We start from the raw sequence: 17,631 nt of genomic DNA on the forward strand, positions 1-17,631 counted from the left end.
TCTCCCTCTTGTGCTGGCTCTTCTGAGTACGGTTCCGTCTTTTGTACCGTCTCGTCAGATCATGCCGGACGGTCGTCCTCATCGCCTGCCCCGCCCGCCACTTCGGCAAGCCGTGCCGACTCCATCTCCTCGGCGATCCGGCGGTGCTCGGCGGCCTTCCGCTCGTAGACGGCGGCCACCCGCAGGTGGTACGCCGGGTCGTCCTCCTCGTAGATGTCCGGTACCCCGCTGAGGTCGTCGTCGCGCTCCTCCTCGGCGACCATTCCCCGGTACTTCGCGTTCCGGATCTTCAGCAGCACCGTCGCCAGGGCCGCCGCGACCAGCGAGCCGGTCAGGACGGAGGCCTTGACCTGGTCGGTCATCGCCGCGTCGCCCTCGAAGGCCAGCTCCCCGATGAGCAGCGAGACGGTGAACCCGATGCCGGCCAGGGTCGCCACCGCGAACACGTCCGCCCACTGGAGGTCGTCGCTGAGCGAGGCCCTGGTGAAGCGCGAGGTCAGCCAGGTGCCGCCGAAGATGCCCAGCGTCTTGCCGACGACGAGTCCGAGCACGACGCCGAGGGTCTCCGGCTTGGTGAACACGTCGGCCAGTGCCCCGCCGGAGATCGCCACACCCGCGCTGAACAACGCGAACAGCGGAACGGCCAGGCCCGCCGACAGCGGGCGCACCAGGTGCTCGATGCGCTCGCCGGGGGAGTGGTCCTCGCCCTCGCGCCGGTGGCAGCGCAGCATCAGGCCCATCGCGACGCCGGCGATGGTGGCGTGGACGCCGCTGTTGTACATCAGGGCCCAGATCACCAGGCCGAGCGGGACGTACACGTACCAGCCGCGCACGCCCTTGCGCAGCAGCAGCCAGAAGACGACCAGTCCGACGACCGCGCCGCCGAGCGCGGCGAAGTTGAGGCTGTCGGTGAAGAAGACCGCGATGATCAGGATGGCGAACAGGTCGTCGACGACGGCGAGTGTCAGCAGGAAGGCGCGCAGGGCGCTCGGCAGCGAGGTGCCGATGACGGCGAGCACGGCGAGCGCGAAGGCGATGTCGGTGGCCGTCGGCACGGCCCAGCCGGCCAGGGAGCCGCCGCCCGCGGTGTTGGTGACGGTGTAGACGACCGCCGGTACGACCATGCCGCACAGCGCCGCCACCACCGGGAGCGCGGCGGCCTTGGGGTCCTTCAGGTCACCGGCGACCAGTTCGCGTTTGAGTTCGATGCCGGCGACGAAGAAGAAGACCGCCAGGAGCCCGTCGGCGGCCCAGTGCGCCACCGACAGGTTCAGGCCGAGCGCCGAGGGGCCGAAGTGGAAGTGGCTGACGCTCTCGTAGCTGTCGTGCAGCGCGGGTATGTTCGCCCACACCAGGGCGGCGATCGCGGCGACGAGCAGCAGGACGCCGCCGACGGTCTCGGTGCGCAGCGCGTCCGCGAGGTAGGTGCGCTCCGGGAGGGACAGCCTTCCGAAGGCCTTGCGGGGGGTGCGGGGCGCGGTCACGAGGAGAACCTCCGGTGGATGGGCAGCACGGAACACATGCCGACCAGACTTCCCGGCGCACCATGAGGATCTTGATGATTCTTTTACGTCCGTCCAGCTTACCCGTGCCCCGGGTGCCGCACAGGGCGAGGGCACCCGGCGCGCGTCCGGCGCCGGGTGCCCTGGGTGTCCGCCGCTCAGTCCTCGCTGGGCGCCACCGGGAGCTTGGTCTGGATGAGGTCCATGACCGTCGAGTCCGTCAGGGTCGTGACATCCCCGAGCTGCCGGTTCTCCGCGACGTCGCGCAGCAGCCGCCGCATGATCTTGCCGGAGCGGGTCTTGGGCAGCTCCGCCACCGGCAGGATCCGCTTGGGCTTGGCGATCGGGCCGAGCGTGGCACCGACGTGGTTGCGCAGCTCGGTGACCAGGTCCTCGCTCTCCGCGGCCGTGCCGCGAAGGATCACGAAGGCCACGATGGCCTGGCCGGTGGTCTCGTCCGCGGCTCCGACCACGGCCGCCTCGGCGACCGAGGGGTGGGAGACGAGGGCCGACTCGACCTCGGTGGTGGAGATGTTGTGGCCGGAGACGAGCATCACGTCGTCGACGCGGCCGAGCAGCCAGATGTCGCCGTCGTCGTCCCTCTTGGCGCCGTCGCCCGCGAAGTACTTGCCCTCGAAGCGGGACCAGTACGTGTCGATGAACCGCTGGTCGTCGCCCCAGATGGTGCGCAGCATCGACGGCCACGGCTCGGTGAGGACCAGGTAGCCGCCGCCACCGTTCGGCACCTCGTTGGCCTCGTCGTCGACCACGGTGGCGGCGATGCCGGGGAGCGGGCGCTGGGCGGAACCCGGCTTGGTCTCCGTGACGCCCGGCAGCGGCGTGATCATCATCGAGCCGGTCTCGGTCTGCCACCAGGTGTCGACGACCGGGGTCGCGTCCGCGCCGATGTTCTTGCGGTACCAGATCCACGCCTCGGGGTTGATCGGCTCGCCGACCGAGCCGAGCACGCGCAGGGAGGACAGGTCGAACTTCGCGGGGATGTCGTCGCCCCACTTCATGAACGTCCGGATCGCGGTCGGCGCCGTGTACAGGATCGTCACGCCGTACTTCTGGACGATCTCCCAGAACCGGCCCTGGTGCGGCGTGTCCGGCGTGCCCTCGTACATGACCTGCGTGGCGCCGTTGGCGAGCGGGCCGTAGACGATGTAGGAGTGCCCGGTGACCCAGCCGACGTCGGCGGTGCACCAGAAGACGTCGGTCTCCGGCTTGAGGTCGAAGACGGCCCAGTGGGTGTACGCCGTCTGCGTGAGGTAGCCGCCGGAGGTGTGCAGGATGCCCTTGGGCTTACCCGTCGTGCCGGACGTGTACAGGATGAACAGCGGGTGCTCGGCGTCGAACGCCTCGGGCGTGTGCTCGGCGGACTGCCGCTCGACGGTCTCGTGCCACCACTTGTCCCGGGAGTCGTCCCAGGCGACGTCCTGGCCGGTGCGGCGGACGACGAGCACGTGCTCGACGATCCCGGCGCGCTCGACGGCCTCGTCGACGGCCGGCTTGAGCGCGGACGGCTTGCCGCGCCGGTAGCCGCCGTCGGCGGTGATGACGACGCGGGCGTCGGCGTCCTGGATGCGGGTGGCCAGCGCGTCCGAGGAGAAGCCGCCGAAGACGACCGAGTGCGGGGCGCCGACGCGGGCGCAGGCCAGCATCGCGATCGCCGTCTCGGGGATCATCGGCATGTAGATCGCGACCCGGTCGCCCTTGCGCACACCGAGCTCCAGCAGGGCGTTGGCGGCCTTGGAGACCTCGTCCTTGAGCTGCGCGTAGGTCAGGGTGCGGCCGTCGCCGGACTCGCCCTCGAAGTGGATGGCGACGCGGTCGCCGTGGCCGGCCTCCACGTGCCGGTCGACGCAGTTGTAGGCGACGTTCAGCGTGCCGTCCTTGAACCACTTGGCGAACGGCGGGTTCGACCAGTCGAGCGTCTCGGTCGGCTCCTTCGCCCAGGTCAGCCGACGGGCCTGCTCGGCCCAGAAGCCGAGCCTGTCAGCCTTGGCCTGTTCGTACGCCTCCGCCGTGACGTTGGCGTTCGCGGCCAGGTCGGCGGGGGGTGCGAACCTGCGTTCTTCCTTGAGCAGGTTGGCCAAGGATTCGTTGCTCACGACATCTCCCTTTCTCAGGGTTGTCCGTTGTGTCCCAGGCCACAGCTCATCAGACCCGGGGGGCCGATGACAAGGGTCGACGGGCAAATGGTTTAGACCTGTTGTGGTCGCGGTCCGGCCCGGTGTCGCCTTCCTGGTCCGTGGTCATCCGTACCCACGGAAGCCGATGGCGCGGGGTTCAGTGTGTGTAACGCCTCTCACACCGGCCCGCGCCGCGGCTCCGCGGGACCGCCACCCGGACGGTCGTGACGTCGGGAGGTCAGACGGTCGGGTGCGGCTCCCGCACGAGCTCGAACACGCCGCCGTCCGCGTCCTCGGACAGCAGGTACGACTGCGCCTCGCCGACGTGGAAGTACATGCCGTGCAGCTCCAGGTCTCCTGCGCCCAGCGCCCGGGCCACCGACTCGTGGGCGCGCAGATGCTCCAGCTGCTGGACCACGTTGGCCAGGCACAGCCGCTCGGCGGTGTCGGCAGGTGCACGCCCGGCCAGCCGGGGCCGGGCACGGCCGTCCTGGTCCGCTTCCCCGTCCCCGTCCCCGTCCCCGTCCCCGGGCATGCGCTCCAGGCTCGGCAGCCCGTGCCGCAGCCACCGCTGGAGGGGCGTGCGCGCACCCCCGGGGTCGGTGCCGAGCAGTGCCTGCATCGCCCCGCACCCGGAGTGTCCGCACACCGTGATGGACCGCACCTTCAGCACGTCCACCGCGTACTCGATCGCGGCGGCCACCGAATCGTCGCCGCTCTCCTCGCCGGGCAGCGGTACCAGGTTGCCGACGTTGCGCACCACGAAGAGGTCACCGGGGCCGCTGGAGGTGATCATCGAGGTGACCACCCGCGAATCGGCGCAGGTCAGGAACAGCTGGGAGGGCTGCTGCCCCTCCCGGGCCAGCCGGGCCAGCTCGCGGCGCATCAGCGGAGCGGTGTTGCGGTGGAAGGCGCTGATGCCACGCGCGAGTTCGGTCTTGAGGAGGCCGTCGGTCGCACCGGGTGCTCGGGATGGGCCGGTGGCACGGGACGCGTTCGGGTGGGCCGTGGTGGCGGCGGATCCGTCGGGGGAGCTGCCGGAACCGGGTGATCCGCCCGTGGCGGCCTGTCGGTCCGTGCCGGGTGCCGGTGCCTTCGGCTGCGGTGGGTGTTCGCACTGGTGGTTGCGCCAGGGCGTCCAGGGGCGGCAGCGGCAGCCGTCCACTTCGGCCGGTTCGGAGATGCGGGTGCCGGGCCGGCGGCCGGTGATGTCGACCAGGCCGCCGTGCGCGCTGTGCGTCTTCTGCCAGTCCTGGAGCGTCTCGTACGCCGCGTGGTCCATGAAGGACCCGTCCAGCTCGACGACGGCGTGCGCTTCGTGGGGCACCTGGTGCAGGACCCGGCTGAGCCGCGGCACGGCGAGGAAGGTCAACTGCCCCCGCACGTGGACATGGTGGACTCCCTCCAGGTCGTCGTGGGTGATCCGGGTGCGGGTGAGGCGGTGCAGAGCCACGCCGACGGCGACGGCGATGCCCAGCGCGACGCCCTCCAGGACGCCGAGGAACACCACGCCCCCGGTGGTGACCGCGTAGACCAGCACCTCACGGTGGCGGGTCACCGTACGGATGTGGTTCAGCGAGACCATCTTGAGGCCGACGGCCATGACCAGGGCGGCGAGCGAGGCGAGCGGGATGAGCTCCAGGGCCGGGACCATCAGCAGCGCGGCGATCACTACGAGAACGCCGTGCAGCATCGTGGAGTTCCGGCTGACGGCACCCGCCGCCACATTGGCCGAACTGCGCACGGCCACCCCGGCGATGGGCAGCCCCCCGAGTGACCCGGAGACGATGTTGGCGGCGCCCTGGCCGAGCAGTTCGCGGTCGAGGTCGGAACGCCCCACGCGACCGGTCAGCCCGGGCCGGGCGGACACCAGTTTGTCCACGGCGACCGCGCCGAGCAGGGACTGCACGCTGCACACGAGCGTGGTGGTGAGGACGGCGGCGACGAGACCGAGCACCGGTCCTTCGGGCAGCGAGGCCAGGGCGTGGCTGCTCCAGGACGGCAGGTCGACCTTGGGCAGGCTGAGCCCGGTGAGGGCGGCGACCGCGGTGGCGCCCGCGACGGCGATCAGGGCGGCGGGCAGCTTGCCCAGGATCTGCCCCGCCCGGCCGGGGACGCGGGGCCAGAGCAGCAGCAGGGTCAGGGTCAGCACGCTTACGGCCAGGTCGGCGGGGTGCACGTCGGCCAACTGGGCGGGCAGCGCGACCAGGTTGTCGGGCACGGAGCTCTGCGGGGTGCCGCCGAGGACGATGTGCAGCTGTGCGACGGCGATGGTGACGCCGATGCCGGCGAGCATGCCGTGCACGATGGCGGGGCTCACGGCGAGCGCCGTGCGCGCCACGCGCAGGCAGCCGAGCCCCAGTTGGGCGATCCCGGCGAAGACGGTGATGGCGCAGGTCGTACGCCATCCGTAGTGCTGGATGAGGTCGGCGGTGACCACGGTGAGTCCGGCTGCGGGGCCGCTGACCTGGAGCGGGCAGCCTCCGATGCGTCCGGCCACGATCCCGCCCACCGCGGCGGCGACGAGGCCGGCTTGCAGGGGGGCGCCGGTGGCGAGGGCGATGCCCAGGGAGAGGGGCAGGGCGATCAGGAAGACCGCGATGGCGGCCGAGACGTCGGCGCCCGCGACGCGGAAGCGCCGGGGGCCGCCGGGCGGTGGGCTGTGGGGCGGGTGGACGTGCTTGGTCCGGGTCGAATCGGCGCGGGCGGGGACGCAGGCTGACATGTTTCCGTCTCCTGAGGGTCCGTTCGATTACAGCGAGTAAATAGAGAGTAATTCAAAGTAAAGAAGAGGCATAGGTTTTTAGCGCGAATGGAGTAACGCCCCGCGCATTCGGGTGGATCGGTTATTTCATCGGCTTGTCGTACTAATTCCTTCTCATTTCCGTGTCACCTTGACGGCGCTGACGGCACGGCCCGGCTCAGCACCCGACATCGCCTAGTCGGCGTTGGCCCGAGAGAAGGAAGAAGGTGGGCGGACATGGCCGCCACCCGCAGGATGGCCTCCCACAGGATGGCCGCGCGCGCCGTGGTCGCCGCGGTCTGCGCCGCGTCGCTCGCCGGTTGCGCGATCGACAACGGCACCGGTTCCGGCGAAGGGACGCAAGGTCCGGAGAAGGAAAAGGGGAAAGCCGCACCGGCGCCCAAGAATGCGGTCCGGCTGATCGGTGACGGCTCCACCGCGTACACCGGGGCCCAGCCGCACCTGCCCCGGCCCGAACGCCTCAAGCCCGGCCAGAAGCCCCCGCAGTTCGTGGTGTTCTCCTGGGACGGCGCGGGTGAGGACAGCCAGAAGCTGTTCTCCCACTTCCGGGAAGTGGCCAAGGAGAACAACGCCACGATGACGTACTTCCTCAGCGGCGTGTACATGCTGCCGACCGAGAAGCGGGACATGTACAGCCCTCCCCAGCACTCCCCGGGCCGCTCGGACATCGGCTTCAACGACGGGCAGGGCATCGCCGACACCGTGAAGCAGCTGCGACTGGCCTGGCAGGAGGGCAACGAGATCGGCACCCACTTCAACGGGCACTTCTGCGGCGCCGGCGGCGGGGTCGGCGAGTGGTCCGTCGAGGAGTGGAAGGAGGAGATCAGCCAGGCCAAGCAGTTCGTGAAGACCTGGAAGACCAACACCGGGATGAAGAACGCGGCGCCCCTGCCCTTCGACTACGACAAGGAGCTGATCGGCGCCCGCACCCCGTGCCTGGAGGGTCAGAAGAACTTCGTGAAGGCCGCCGGCCAGATGGGCTTCCGCTACGACAGCAGCGGGGTCAACAACCAGGTCTGGCCGTCGAAGAAGGAGGGCCTGTGGGACCTCTCGATGCAGCTCGTGCCGTTCCCCGGCCACTCCTACGAGCAGCTCACCATGGACTACAACTACATGGTCAACCAGTCGGGCACCGCCACCCAGGGCGACCCGGCCAAGCGCGAGTTCTGGGGCGACCAGATGCGTGACAGCCTGCTCAAGGGCTTCGAGCGGGCCTACGACGGGAACCGCGCGCCCCTGATCATCGGCAACCACTTCGAGTCCTGGAACGGCGGCACCTACATGCGCGCCGTCGAGGAGGTCGTCGAGTCGGTGTGCACCGAGGAGGAGGTGCGGTGCGTCTCCTTCCGGCAGCTCGCGGACTGGCTGGACGCCCAGGACCCGAAGGTCCTCAAGAAACTGCGGACCCTCGGCGTCGGTGAGGCACCGGAGAAGGGCTGGGCGTCCTTCCTGTCGGCCGCGCCCGCGCCGGCGCCGAAGGGCGTGCCCGGGGCGCCGGCCGCCAGGCAGTAGCGCCGCCCGCCCTCCGACGTGGACGCGAGGACGGTCACGCGGAGGCGGTCACGAGGAGGTGGCCATGCTGGGGCGGTCACGCGGGGGCGGCGACCTCCTCGCCGAGGACGAAACCGGGGTCGACCTGCGCCGCCAGGTCCTCCCCGGTGCGCTCGTTGCCCCAACTGGCCGCGTTCTTCAGGTGGAAGTGGACCATCTGCCGGGTGTACCGCGCCCAGTCCCGCCGCTCGTACGTCGCGTCGGCGGCCGTGTGCAGCGCCCGCAGCGCCCGGCCGTTGACCTCCTCCAGGAGCTCGAACCGGGGCGGACGGCCCTTCTCCATGGCCCGGACCCAGTCCGAGTGCCCGACGGTGACCAGCAGGTCGTCTCCGACCTGGTCGCGCAGGAATTCGAGGTCGTCCTGGCCCTGCACCTTGTTGCCGACGACCTTCAGGGTGACGCCGAAGTCGCGGGCGTACTCCTTGTACTGGCGGTAGACGGAGACCCCCTTGCGGGTCGGCTCGGCGACGAGGAACGTGATGTCGAAGCGGGTGAACATGCCGGAGGCGAACGAGTCCGAGCCGGCGGTCATGTCCACCACCACGTACTCGTCACGGCCGTCGACCAGGTGGTTCAGACACAGCTCCACCGCTCCGGTCTTGGAGTGGTAGCAGGCGACTCCCAGGTCGGCGTCCGTGAAGGGCCCGGTGACCATCAAACGGACGGTCTCGCCGTCGAGTTCCACCGGCCGGGCGCAGGCGTCGTAGACCGGGTTGTCCTCGCGCACCCGCAGCAGACGCGAGCCCTCGCCGGGCGGCGTCGTCTTGATCATCTTCTCGGCGGAGGCGATCCGCGGATTGGTGCCGCGCAGATGGTCCTTGATCAGCGGAAGGTGCTCGCCCATCGCGGGCAGCCCGGCCGCCTCCGCGTCGTCGAGGCCCAGTGCGGCCCCCAGGTGCTGGTTGATGTCGGCGTCGATCGCGACGACGGGCGCGCCCGTGGCGGCGAGATGGCGGACGAACAGGGAGGACAGGGTGGTCTTGCCGCTGCCGCCCTTCCCGACGAAAGCAATTTTCATGTTCACCAAGCGTAGTGGCTCGATAGCTGTAGGTGGCATGGGAGGTGGGTGGGGGGTGAAGAAGACCACTCATTCGTGGGGCGCGGCGCCGGGTTGCGTAGGGTCTTACTCATGAGTACGACAGGCGCGAACGCCGATCCGCTCGCGGCCCTGGGCGCCCTGCCCGGCGTGGCCGAGTCCGTGGAATCCGTACGCAAGGCCGTGGACCGCGTCTACGGCCACCGGATCATGCGGCGCCGCAGCAACGAGATCACCTCCGAGGCGGCCCTGCGCGGCGCCCGGGGCTCGGCGGCCCTGTCCGGGGCGGACTGGGCCCTGGAGGAGGTGCGCCGACGCAGCGACTTCAGCGGCGACGGCGAGGCGCGCGCGGTGGGCGCCGCGCTGCGACTGACCGCCGAGGCGGGGCAGCTGCTGTCCATCTGGCGCCAGTCGCCCCTGCGGGTGCTGGCCCGGCTGCACCTGGTGGCGGCCGCCACCAAGGCCGACGAGGTGGGACGCCCGCGCCAGAAGGGCGAGCCGGTGGACGAACCGCTCGTCGAGCTGCCGCTGCCCGACGCCGAGGAGGCACACGGCCGCCTGGAGGGCCTGGCCGAGCTGGTCACGGCCGGGGGTTCGGCATCAGCGCTGGTGACAGCCGCGGTGGTGCATGGGGAACTTCTGGCGCTGCGCCCCTTCGCCTCCCACAACGGGCTGGTCGCCCGCGCCGCGGAGCGCATCGTCCTGGTCGGCAGCGGACTGGATCCCAAGTCGGTGTGCCCGGCCGAGGTGGGTCACGCCGAGCTGGGGCGCGCGGCCTACCTCGCGGCGCTCGACGGCTATGTCTCCGGAACCCCGGAGGGCATGGCCGCCTGGATCGCCCACTGCGGCAAGGCCGTCACGCTGGGCGCCCGCGAGTCGACGGCGGTCTGCGAGGCTCTCCAGCGCGGGGCGGCGTAGGTCGGACGGCGCGCCGTCGTCACGCGGGCGGGACAGAAATGCGGCGGTACGAGTGCTCGTACCGCCGCTGGCACGACCGCCGGGTTACCAAGCGTCCTCGGTATGTGCCCATCAGGTCGGGAACTTCGCCCGTCACCTGGTGTGCTGGCCCGTAATCGACGGGTCGACGTCGCGTGGGTGCCCGGTGTCCGTGCTCGGTCCGTGGGGCCAAATGCGTGTTAAGGCGATCCTTTCGGATGTCCTTGGTCTCGCGGGCCGTTGACTCCTTTGTACTCCTGGGCCCCAGTAAGCGGAAGCCCTCACCGCACTTCTTTACTTTTACGCGCATACGCTGCAAACGCGGGTGAAAGGGTCGGTCAGGCCGCTGTGGACCGCCGTCGGCTCGCGTACCAGACGAGGCCCGCGGTCGCCGCCGCGGCGCCTATCGCGGCGGCGGCGACGAGCGCGGGCCGCGGGGGCACCGAGAACCCGCCGAGCCGCTGCTTGAGCCGCACCGGGCGGTGGAAATCGAGAATCGGCCACTCGCGCGCGAGAGCCTCCCGGCGCAGCGCCCGGTCCGGATTGACCGCGTGGGGACGGCCGACGGCCTCCAGCATCGGCAGGTCGGTCGCCGAGTCGCTGTAGGCGTAGCAGCGGGAGAGGTCGTACCCCTCGGAGGCGGCCAGCTCCCGGATCGCCTCCGCCTTGGTCGGGCCGTACGCGTAGTACTCCACCTCTCCGGTGAAGCAGCCGTCGTCACCCACGATCATGCGGGTCGCCACCACCCGGTCCGCGCCGAGCAGCTCACCGATCGGCTCGACGACCTCGGCGCCCGACGTGGAGACGATCACCACGTCGCGCCCGGCGGTGTGGTGCTCCTCGATCAGGGAGGCCGCCTCGTCGTAGATGATCGGGTCGATCAGGTCGTGCAGGGTCTCGGCGACCAACTCCTTGACCAGCTGGACGTTCCACCCGCGGCACAGCGCGGAGAGGTACTCGCGCATCCGCTCCATCTGGTCGTGGTCGGCGCCGCCGGCGAGGAAGACGAACTGGGCATATGCGGTACGCAACACAGCCCTGCGGTTGATCAGTCCGCCTTGGTAGAACGACTTGCTGAACGTGAGCGTGCTCGACTTCGCAATGACCGTCTTGTCCAGGTCGAAGAAGGCCGCCGTGCGGGGCGTGGAGTGAGGCGCGGAGTGGGGCAAGGAGTGGTTTTCCACAAGCCTGAGCATAGGCGCAGCCCATTCGGCGTAAGGTGGGGCGCGTGGGTTTGCCTGAGAAGGCTCTCGGGTACACCATGGAAGTCACGGATCGTTCGCGACCGTGCTAACCCGGTCCGACTCCTCCCCCCCCCGAGTCGGCCGTGGAGACGACCCCCGCTCTCCCCCCCGGCGGGGGTCGTCGCATGTCCGGGTGGGTTTCTCCGCTCTTTCCATGATCTGGGCCCCGCGCCGTGACGGCGCGGGGCCCAAGGTCTGTCGCGGCCGCAATCGACTACGCGGAGTAGTTGCCGGGCTGCTCTGCGGGAGTCGCGCCCGGGGTGGAGTGGGGTCGGACGTGGCTCACCGGTTCGAGTGAGTCGATATTCACAACCGTCGAGTTGTCCACAGTTTTTGACCAAGATCCACACGATTTCCCGGATCGCTGCACCGTGATTCCCATGCGTCCGGGCCGTGCCGAGTTCCATGGCCGGATCTGTTTGCCGGACGCGTGATGCGGGCCGCCCGTGCGGAGACCGGATTCCCGGTTCTTCGGGTGCCCGCGAATCGCGGGGCCACGGGGCCGCGCGAGGGACCACGAGACATCGGGCGCGACCGCGGGAGCCGCGCCGAAGGGGGAAGAGGCCATGACCGGAACCATCACGCACGACCCGCCGCCCACCGCCGGAGGACGGCAGGGCGCACCCCTCATCGTCACAGAGGACACGGAGCTCCTCGACGACCTGCTGCGCCTGTGCGCGGCCGCGGGAGCCACGCCGGAGGTGCACCACTCGGTACCCCTGACGTCTCCTTCGGCCTCTTCCGCCTCTTCCGCCTTTTCGGCCTCTTCGGCACTGGCCGAGACGGCGGCGTCCCCGGCGGCCACGGCGTCCGGGCGGCGGACCGGATGGGAGACCGCGCCACTGGTCCTCGTCGGGGACGACGTCGCGCGGCGCGTGCGGGGAGCGGTGCGGAGAAGGGGAGTGGTCCTCGTGGGCCGCGATCAGGACGACTCCGGGATCTGGCAGCGGGCCGTCGAGATCGGTGCCGACCACGTCCTGATGCTCCCCGACGGTGAGCAGTGGCTGGTCGACCGCATCGCCGACGTCGCCGAGGGCGTCGGTCGTCCGGCCCTCACCGTCGGCGTCATCGGCGGCCGGGGCGGTGCGGGAGCGTCCACGCTGGCCTGCGCGCTCGCCGTCACCTCCGCGCGGGAAGGGCTGCGCAGTCTGCTGGTGGACGCCGATCCGATGGGCGGCGGCCTCGACGTCCTCCTCGGCGGAGAGACGGCCGACGGGCTGAGGTGGCCGGCGTTCGCGGCCTCACGCGGGCGGGTCGGGGGCGGCGCCCTGGAGGAGTCGCTGCCCGAGCTGCATTCGCTGCGGGTGCTGAGCTGGGACCGGGGCGACTGTGTCGCGGTACCGGCACAGGCCGTGCGCGCGGTGCTCGCCGCGGCCCGGCGAAGGGGCGGCACGGTCGTCGTGGACCTGCCGCGCCGCATCGACGACGGCGTCGCCGAGGTCCTCGCGCAGCTCGACATCGGGATCCTCGTGGTCCCCGCCGAGCTGCGGGCCGTCGCGGCGGCGGGCCGGGTGGCGGCCGCGGTCGGCATGGTCCTGCGCGACCTCCGGGTCGCGGTGCGCGGGCCCTACGCCGGCGGGCTCGACGACCGCGAGGTGGCCCGGCTGCTCGATCTGCCCCTGGTCGGTGAGGTGCCGGTCGAGTCCGGGCTCCTGCGGGCCACGGAGAGCAAACGCCCGCCCGGCACACCCTCGCGGGGCCCTCTGGCGCGCTTCTGCCGGGAGTTCTGGGAACGGGCGCTGGTGGAGACGGACGGACGGGGCGGGAGCGGCTCATGAGGAGCGTGACGGGGTCGGTCGTGAGCGGTGGAAGGCGGGTGGAGGCGGACATGGTGGCCGTGGACGAGCGGTGCGTGACTTCGGGAAGGCCCGCAGGGCCGGCCCCGGGGCGGGAAACGGGCGGCCTGAGTCCATGGACGCCCGACGGGCCGACGGCGTTGGCGGTTCCGGGCTGGGCAGTACGGCAGTCCGCCGGATCACCCGGGCGATCCACCGCAGGCGGGGCCGCGCGCGAGACCCCCGGGACACCGCTGGGAACGGCATCCGCCGCCGTTTCGCCGGACTCGGCCTCCGGGCGGGCACGGTCGCTGCTACGGACCCCCGTGCGGGGTTCCGGGCGGTCTCCGATAGCGGTCGCGCAGAAGGGCCCGGGAGCCGCGCCCGGGATGCTCGACGGGGTACGGCGGTGGCTCGCCGAGAGCGGGGCGGAGCCGACGCCCGCACGGGTGGCACAGGCACTGCGGGAGCAGGGACGGGTGCTGGGGGACGCCGAGGTGCTCGGCGCCGCCGAACAGCTCAGGTCGGAGCTGGTGGGCAGCGGGCCGCTCGAGCCGCTGCTCACCGACTCCTCGGTGACCGACGTCCTGGTGTCCGCCCCGGACCGGGTCTGGGTGGACCGGGGCGGTGGCCTGGAGCTGACGCCGGTCTCCTTCCCCGACGCGGCGGCGGTGCGGCGGCTCGCGCAGCGCCTCGCCACCGTCGCCGGGCGGCGGCTCGACGACGCCCGGCCCTGGGTGGACGCCAGACTGCCCGACGGCACCCGGCTGCACGCGGTGCTGCCACCGGTCTCCGTCGATTGCACCTGCCTGTCGCTGCGGGTGGTACGGCCGAGGGCCTTCACCCTCGACGAGCTGACGGCGGCGGGCACCGTGCCGCCCGGCGGTGACCGGGTGCTGCGCGCACTCCTGCGGGCCCGGCTGTCCTTCCTGGTCAGCGGCGGCACCGGCAGCGGCAAGACGACGTTGCTCAGCGCCCTGCTAGGGCTCGTCGGACCGCACGAGCGCATCGTGCTGGCCGAGGACTCCGCGGAGCTCCGGCCCGAGCATCCGCACGTCGTCCGCCTGGAGACCCGACCGGCGAACCAGGAGGGCGCGGGCCTGGTCACCTTGGAGGACCTGGTGCGCCAGGCGTTGCGCATGCGGCCGGACCGGCTGGTCGTGGGCGAGGTGCGCGGCCCCGAAGTGGTCCATCTGCTCGCCGCGTTGAACACGGGGCACGAAGGCGGGTGCGGGACGGTGCACGCCAATGCGGCCGTTGACGTACCGGCCCGGCTGGAGGCGCTCGGCACGGTCGCGGGCCTGGACCGGGCGGCTCTGCACAGCCAGCTCGCGGCGGCCCTCTCGGTGGTCCTCCACCTGGTCCGTGACGGCGCCGGACGGCGCCGGATCGCCGAGGTGCACGTACTGGAGCGTGACCCGTCGGGGCTGGTGCGGACGGTGCCGGCACTGCGATGGGGCGCCGAGGCATTCGTGGCCGAACGCGGCTGGCAGCGGTTGCGGGAGCTGTTGCGCGGCGCGGGGTACGACGAGCGGGCCGTCGGACGGGAGGTGCAGGAGTGCTGAGCGCGACGGGGACAGCCCTGCCGGGGAACGGCGTGCCGGGTGCGGGCGAGCTGCTGTGGGGCGCGGCCCTGGTGTGCCTGGGAGCGGCCGCCTGGTTGGCCGGTGGGTGGCACTCCGGCGTACGGCGGGCGCGGATGGTGCTCGCCCAAGGCCGGACGGGAGGAGCGGGCGGAACGGGAGGAACGGGAGGAACGAGCGGGACTGACGGGACTGCCGGGTCGGGGGGAGTGGGCGGTACCGGACGGGCTCCGGCCCGCCTGATGACCGACGGGCTGCGGCGGGTTCGTGGCCGGCTGAAGCCCGAGTGGTGGGCGCCGGCGGCCGGGCTGGTACTGGCGGTCCTGGGCGATTCGGTGCTGCCGGTCGTCGCGGGGGCGGCCGGCCTGCCGGTACTGCGACGGGTGCGGCTGGCCGCCCGGGAGCGGCGGACCCGGGAGCACCGCCAGGACGCCGTGATCGCCCTGTGCGGGACGCTCGCCGGGGAGTTGCGGGCGGGGCGACAACCGGGCGAGGCCCTCCTGTGCGCGGCGCACGACTCCGGCGGGCTCGGTGACGCGCAGGCGGCGGTGTTGGCGGCGGCCCGGTTCGGTGGAGACGTCCCCGGGGCGCTGTCGGCGGCGGCCGGGCAGCCCGGCGCCGAGGGACTGCGCGGACTCGCGGCGTGCTGGCGGGTCGCGGTCGACCAGGGGGCGGGACTCGCGGCCGGGCTCGACCGGCTGGAAGGCGCACTGCGCGCCGAGCGGGACCAGCGCTCCGACCTGCGCGCCCAACTGGCGGGCGCTCGGGCCACGGCCGTGATGCTTGCCGGCCTGCCGGCCCTTGGCCTGCTGCTGGGTGTCGCCCTCGGGTCCGACCCGCTGCACGTGCTGCTGCACACCGCGGCCGGGATGGGCTGTCTGGTGGCCGGTGTGGTTCTGGAGGGCCTGGGCGTGTGGTGGGTGGCGCGGATCGTGCGCGGAGCGGAGGCGGCGTCGTGAGCGGCGAGCTTGTCCACAGGCTGGGGGCAGTGGTGGGGACGGTGCTGGTCGCCGGCTGGCTGACGCGCGCTCTCGGAGCCGCCCGGCGGGAGCGCGCGGTGCGCAGACGGCTCACCGGCCTGCTGGCACCGGCACCGGCCCGTCCCGCCGTGCGCCGCGCCGAGCTGCTGAGCACCGTCCGCCCATGGCTGCCGCTGGTCGGCACGGTGGCCGCCGGTTGGGCCGTGGTCGGCGGTGCGGTCGGGGTCCTGGTGGGGCTGGTCGGCGCGGGTGCGCTGTGGCGTTGGAGTTCCCGGCGTTCGGCGGCCGGTACGTCGGCGGAGGCCGCTGCCGCGGAGGCCGCCCGTCAACTGCCGTTGGCGGCCGATCTGCTGGCGGCCTGCGTCGCGGCGGGCGCGAGCCCGGTCACCGCGGCACGGGCGGTTGGCGATGCCCTGGGCGGGCCGGTCGGGGACGCGCTGGGACGCGGTGCGGCGGAGGTGCGTCTGGGCGGCGAACCGGACGGCGCCTGGCGGGGGTTGGCCGCCGTCGCGGGGGCCGTTCCCCTGGCGCGGCTGCTGGAGCGGGCCGAGGTGTCCGGTCTGCCCGCGGCAGGTCCGGCCGCGAGGCTCGCCGCCCAGGCCCGTGCCGACTGGGCCCGCACCACGACGGCTCGGGCTCGTCGAGCGGCCGTCATGGTCACCGCGCCGGTGGGGCTGTGCTTTCTGCCCGCGTTCATCGCGGTGGGCGTGCTGCCGGTGGTCATCGGGCTGGCCGGCGGGGCGCTGGGCCGTGGGGGAGGCGGTGGCTGAGGGAGGGGCGACAGGGCCGGTGACAGGGCCGGCGAGTGGGTGTCCGGGCGCACGGGCGACGGACGGGCAAGTGATTCAACGGATGCGAAACTCAAGGGGGTTGCGATGTATCAGGTGGTACGGGCACGGCTGTGTGCCCTGGTGTGCGGAGTGGGTACGGCGCTGCGGAGGCGGGCCGGGCGGCAGGCCCTCCGGCGGGACGCCGGAATGGTCACTTCCGAGTACGCGATGGGGATCGTCGCGGCGGTGGCCTTCGCCGTCGTCCTCTACAAGGTCGTGACGAGCGGCGCGGTCAGCGCGGAGTTGCAGGGCATCGTGAAGGGGGCACTCGATGCCCGGATGTGAGCGGTCGGCGAGGACGAAGGCACGGGACCGTGGCAGCGGACCGGACAGCGGCTTCGTGACCGCGGAGGCGGCCGTGGTGCTGCCCGTGCTGGTGGTGTTCACGATGGCGCTGGTGTGGGGCCTGCTCGTGGTGGCCGCCCAGATCCAGTGCGTGGACGCGGCCCGGACGGGCGCCCGCGCGGCGGCACGACAGGACCCGGTCGACGCGGTCGTGGAGGTCGCCCGGGAGGCGGCCCCGAGCGGGGCGCGGGTCACGGTCAGCCAGGAGGCGGGGCTGGTCCGGGTGGTCGTGGTGGCCGAACCTCCGGCTCTGCACGGACTGCCGTTCGAGGTCCGGGAGGAGGCCGTGGCTTCGGCGGAGCAGCTGCCGGGGACGGAGCCGGCGGCGGCGGAACCGGTGCGGGCCGAGTCGTGAGCGGAGCCGTGAGGGACGGAGCCCGGCCCCGGTCGGCGGCCGGCCGGGGCGACACCGCAGCGGGGACCGGCACGGACCCCGCGGACAGCCACGACCAGGCCTGCGTGTCCGCGTCGGTGCCCGCTTCCGCCTCCGTGCCTGCCTCGGCATCCGCCTCGGTGCCTGCGGCATCCGCCTCGGTGCCTGCCTCCTCCGCCTCCGACCGGGGCTCGGCGACCGTGTGGGGTGTTGTCGGCATCGCCGTTCTGGGTCTGGTGTTCGGTGTGGTGCTGGCCCTGGGGCAGGCCGTCGTGGCCCGGCACCGCGCCGCCGGGGGCGCCGATCTGGCCGCGCTCGCGGCGGCGGACCACTGGGCACGGGGCGGCACGGCGGCGTGCGAGAGGGCGAGCCGGGTCGCGCGGGCACAGAGTGCGCGGTTGGTGCGGTGCGTGATCACCGGACAGGTCTCGGACGTGACGGCGGCGTCGGGCAGGGGCCCGTTCGCGGCGGAGGTCCGGGCGAGGGCGGGCCCGGCCCCGCCGACGACGCCCGGCCCGGCCCCACCGACGTCATCCGGCCCGGCCCCGCCGACGTCACCCGGGCCAGCCCCGCGGAC

At 72.5% G+C, this 17,631-nt stretch carries 13 protein-coding genes and 1 pseudogene; 9 read left to right on the forward strand and 5 right to left on the reverse strand.

What is annotated here, in order from left to right; genetic code table 11:
- Positions 1 to 59: 59 nt before the first annotated feature.
- From nhaA to IE94_RS0115425, 3 genes are all read right to left on the reverse strand, one after another.
- A complete protein-coding gene (nhaA, locus tag IE94_RS0115415) occupies positions 60 to 1,484 on the reverse strand; it encodes a Na+/H+ antiporter NhaA (RefSeq protein ID WP_030183963.1) in 1,425 nt (474 codons plus the stop codon).
- Between the two features lie 176 nt (positions 1,485 to 1,660).
- Positions 1,661 to 3,616, reverse strand: a complete 1,956-nt coding sequence (acs, locus tag IE94_RS0115420; protein ID WP_030183965.1) for an acetate--CoA ligase — start codon at positions 3,614 to 3,616, stop codon at positions 1,661 to 1,663.
- Positions 3,617 to 3,875: 259 nt separating this feature from the next.
- Positions 3,876 to 6,362: a SulP family inorganic anion transporter gene (locus tag IE94_RS0115425; RefSeq protein WP_030183969.1), complete on the reverse strand. Its 2,487-nt coding sequence runs from the start codon at positions 6,360 to 6,362 to the stop codon at positions 3,876 to 3,878.
- A gap of 255 nt (positions 6,363 to 6,617) precedes the next feature.
- On the opposite strand from IE94_RS0115425, the gene IE94_RS0115430 reads away from it, so the two are divergent.
- The gene (locus IE94_RS0115430; protein ID WP_030183971.1) at positions 6,618 to 7,913 is read left to right on the forward strand and encodes a polysaccharide deacetylase family protein; all 1,296 of its coding nucleotides are present in this window, start codon (positions 6,618 to 6,620) and stop codon (positions 7,911 to 7,913) included.
- A gap of 76 nt (positions 7,914 to 7,989) precedes the next feature.
- On the opposite strand, the gene IE94_RS0115435 is transcribed toward IE94_RS0115430, so the two are convergent.
- Positions 7,990 to 8,970: an ATP-binding protein gene (locus IE94_RS0115435; RefSeq protein ID WP_030183973.1), complete on the reverse strand. Its 981-nt coding sequence runs from the start codon at positions 8,968 to 8,970 to the stop codon at positions 7,990 to 7,992.
- Positions 8,971 to 9,081: 111 nt separating this feature from the next.
- On the opposite strand from IE94_RS0115435, the gene IE94_RS0115440 reads away from it, so the two are divergent.
- The gene (locus IE94_RS0115440; protein ID WP_030183976.1) at positions 9,082 to 9,906 is read left to right on the forward strand and encodes a Fic family protein; all 825 of its coding nucleotides are present in this window, start codon (positions 9,082 to 9,084) and stop codon (positions 9,904 to 9,906) included.
- A 356-nt stretch (positions 9,907 to 10,262) separates the two neighbouring features.
- Here the strand turns inward: IE94_RS0115440 and IE94_RS0115445 are convergent, their stop codons facing one another.
- Entirely contained in the window at positions 10,263 to 11,120 is an 858-nt protein-coding gene (locus IE94_RS0115445; protein WP_030183980.1) for an HAD family hydrolase, read from the reverse strand.
- A gap of 614 nt (positions 11,121 to 11,734) precedes the next feature.
- Here IE94_RS0115445 and ssd point away from each other — a divergent pair.
- The 7 genes and pseudogenes from ssd to IE94_RS40620 all read left to right on the forward strand — a co-directional run.
- On the forward strand, positions 11,735 to 12,946 hold the full coding sequence (gene ssd / locus IE94_RS0115450; protein ID WP_030183983.1) for a septum site-determining protein Ssd: 1,212 nt from the start codon (positions 11,735 to 11,737) through the stop codon (positions 12,944 to 12,946).
- 386 nt (positions 12,947 to 13,332) lie between these two features.
- The gene (locus tag IE94_RS35645; RefSeq protein WP_037922713.1) at positions 13,333 to 14,508 is read left to right on the forward strand and encodes a TadA family conjugal transfer-associated ATPase; all 1,176 of its coding nucleotides are present in this window, start codon (positions 13,333 to 13,335) and stop codon (positions 14,506 to 14,508) included.
- A 32-nt stretch (positions 14,509 to 14,540) separates the two neighbouring features.
- Positions 14,541 to 15,485, forward strand: coding sequence for a type II secretion system F family protein (locus tag IE94_RS0115460; RefSeq protein ID WP_030183988.1), 945 nt, complete (start codon positions 14,541 to 14,543; stop codon positions 15,483 to 15,485).
- The gene (locus IE94_RS0115465; RefSeq protein WP_030183990.1) at positions 15,482 to 16,276 is read left to right on the forward strand and encodes a type II secretion system F family protein; all 795 of its coding nucleotides are present in this window, start codon (positions 15,482 to 15,484) and stop codon (positions 16,274 to 16,276) included. Before IE94_RS0115460 ends, IE94_RS0115465 begins: the two co-directional genes overlap by 4 nt.
- A gap of 105 nt (positions 16,277 to 16,381) precedes the next feature.
- Positions 16,382 to 16,621: a DUF4244 domain-containing protein gene (locus IE94_RS0115470; RefSeq protein ID WP_030183992.1), complete on the forward strand. Its 240-nt coding sequence runs from the start codon at positions 16,382 to 16,384 to the stop codon at positions 16,619 to 16,621.
- The gene (locus IE94_RS0115475; RefSeq protein WP_078606497.1) at positions 16,608 to 17,036 is read left to right on the forward strand and encodes a TadE family type IV pilus minor pilin; all 429 of its coding nucleotides are present in this window, start codon (positions 16,608 to 16,610) and stop codon (positions 17,034 to 17,036) included. The genes IE94_RS0115470 and IE94_RS0115475 overlap by 14 nt, the downstream gene beginning before the upstream one ends.
- Before the next feature lie 179 nt (positions 17,037 to 17,215).
- A pseudogene (locus IE94_RS40620) lies at positions 17,216 to 17,593 on the forward strand (Rv3654c family TadE-like protein); the annotation flags it as partial.
- Positions 17,594 to 17,631: the final 38 nt, after the last annotated feature.

The sequence above is a fragment of the Streptomyces violaceorubidus genome, from assembly GCF_000717995.1.
In the GTDB taxonomy this organism is placed as follows: Bacteria; Actinomycetota; Actinomycetes; order Streptomycetales; family Streptomycetaceae; genus Streptomyces; species Streptomyces violaceorubidus.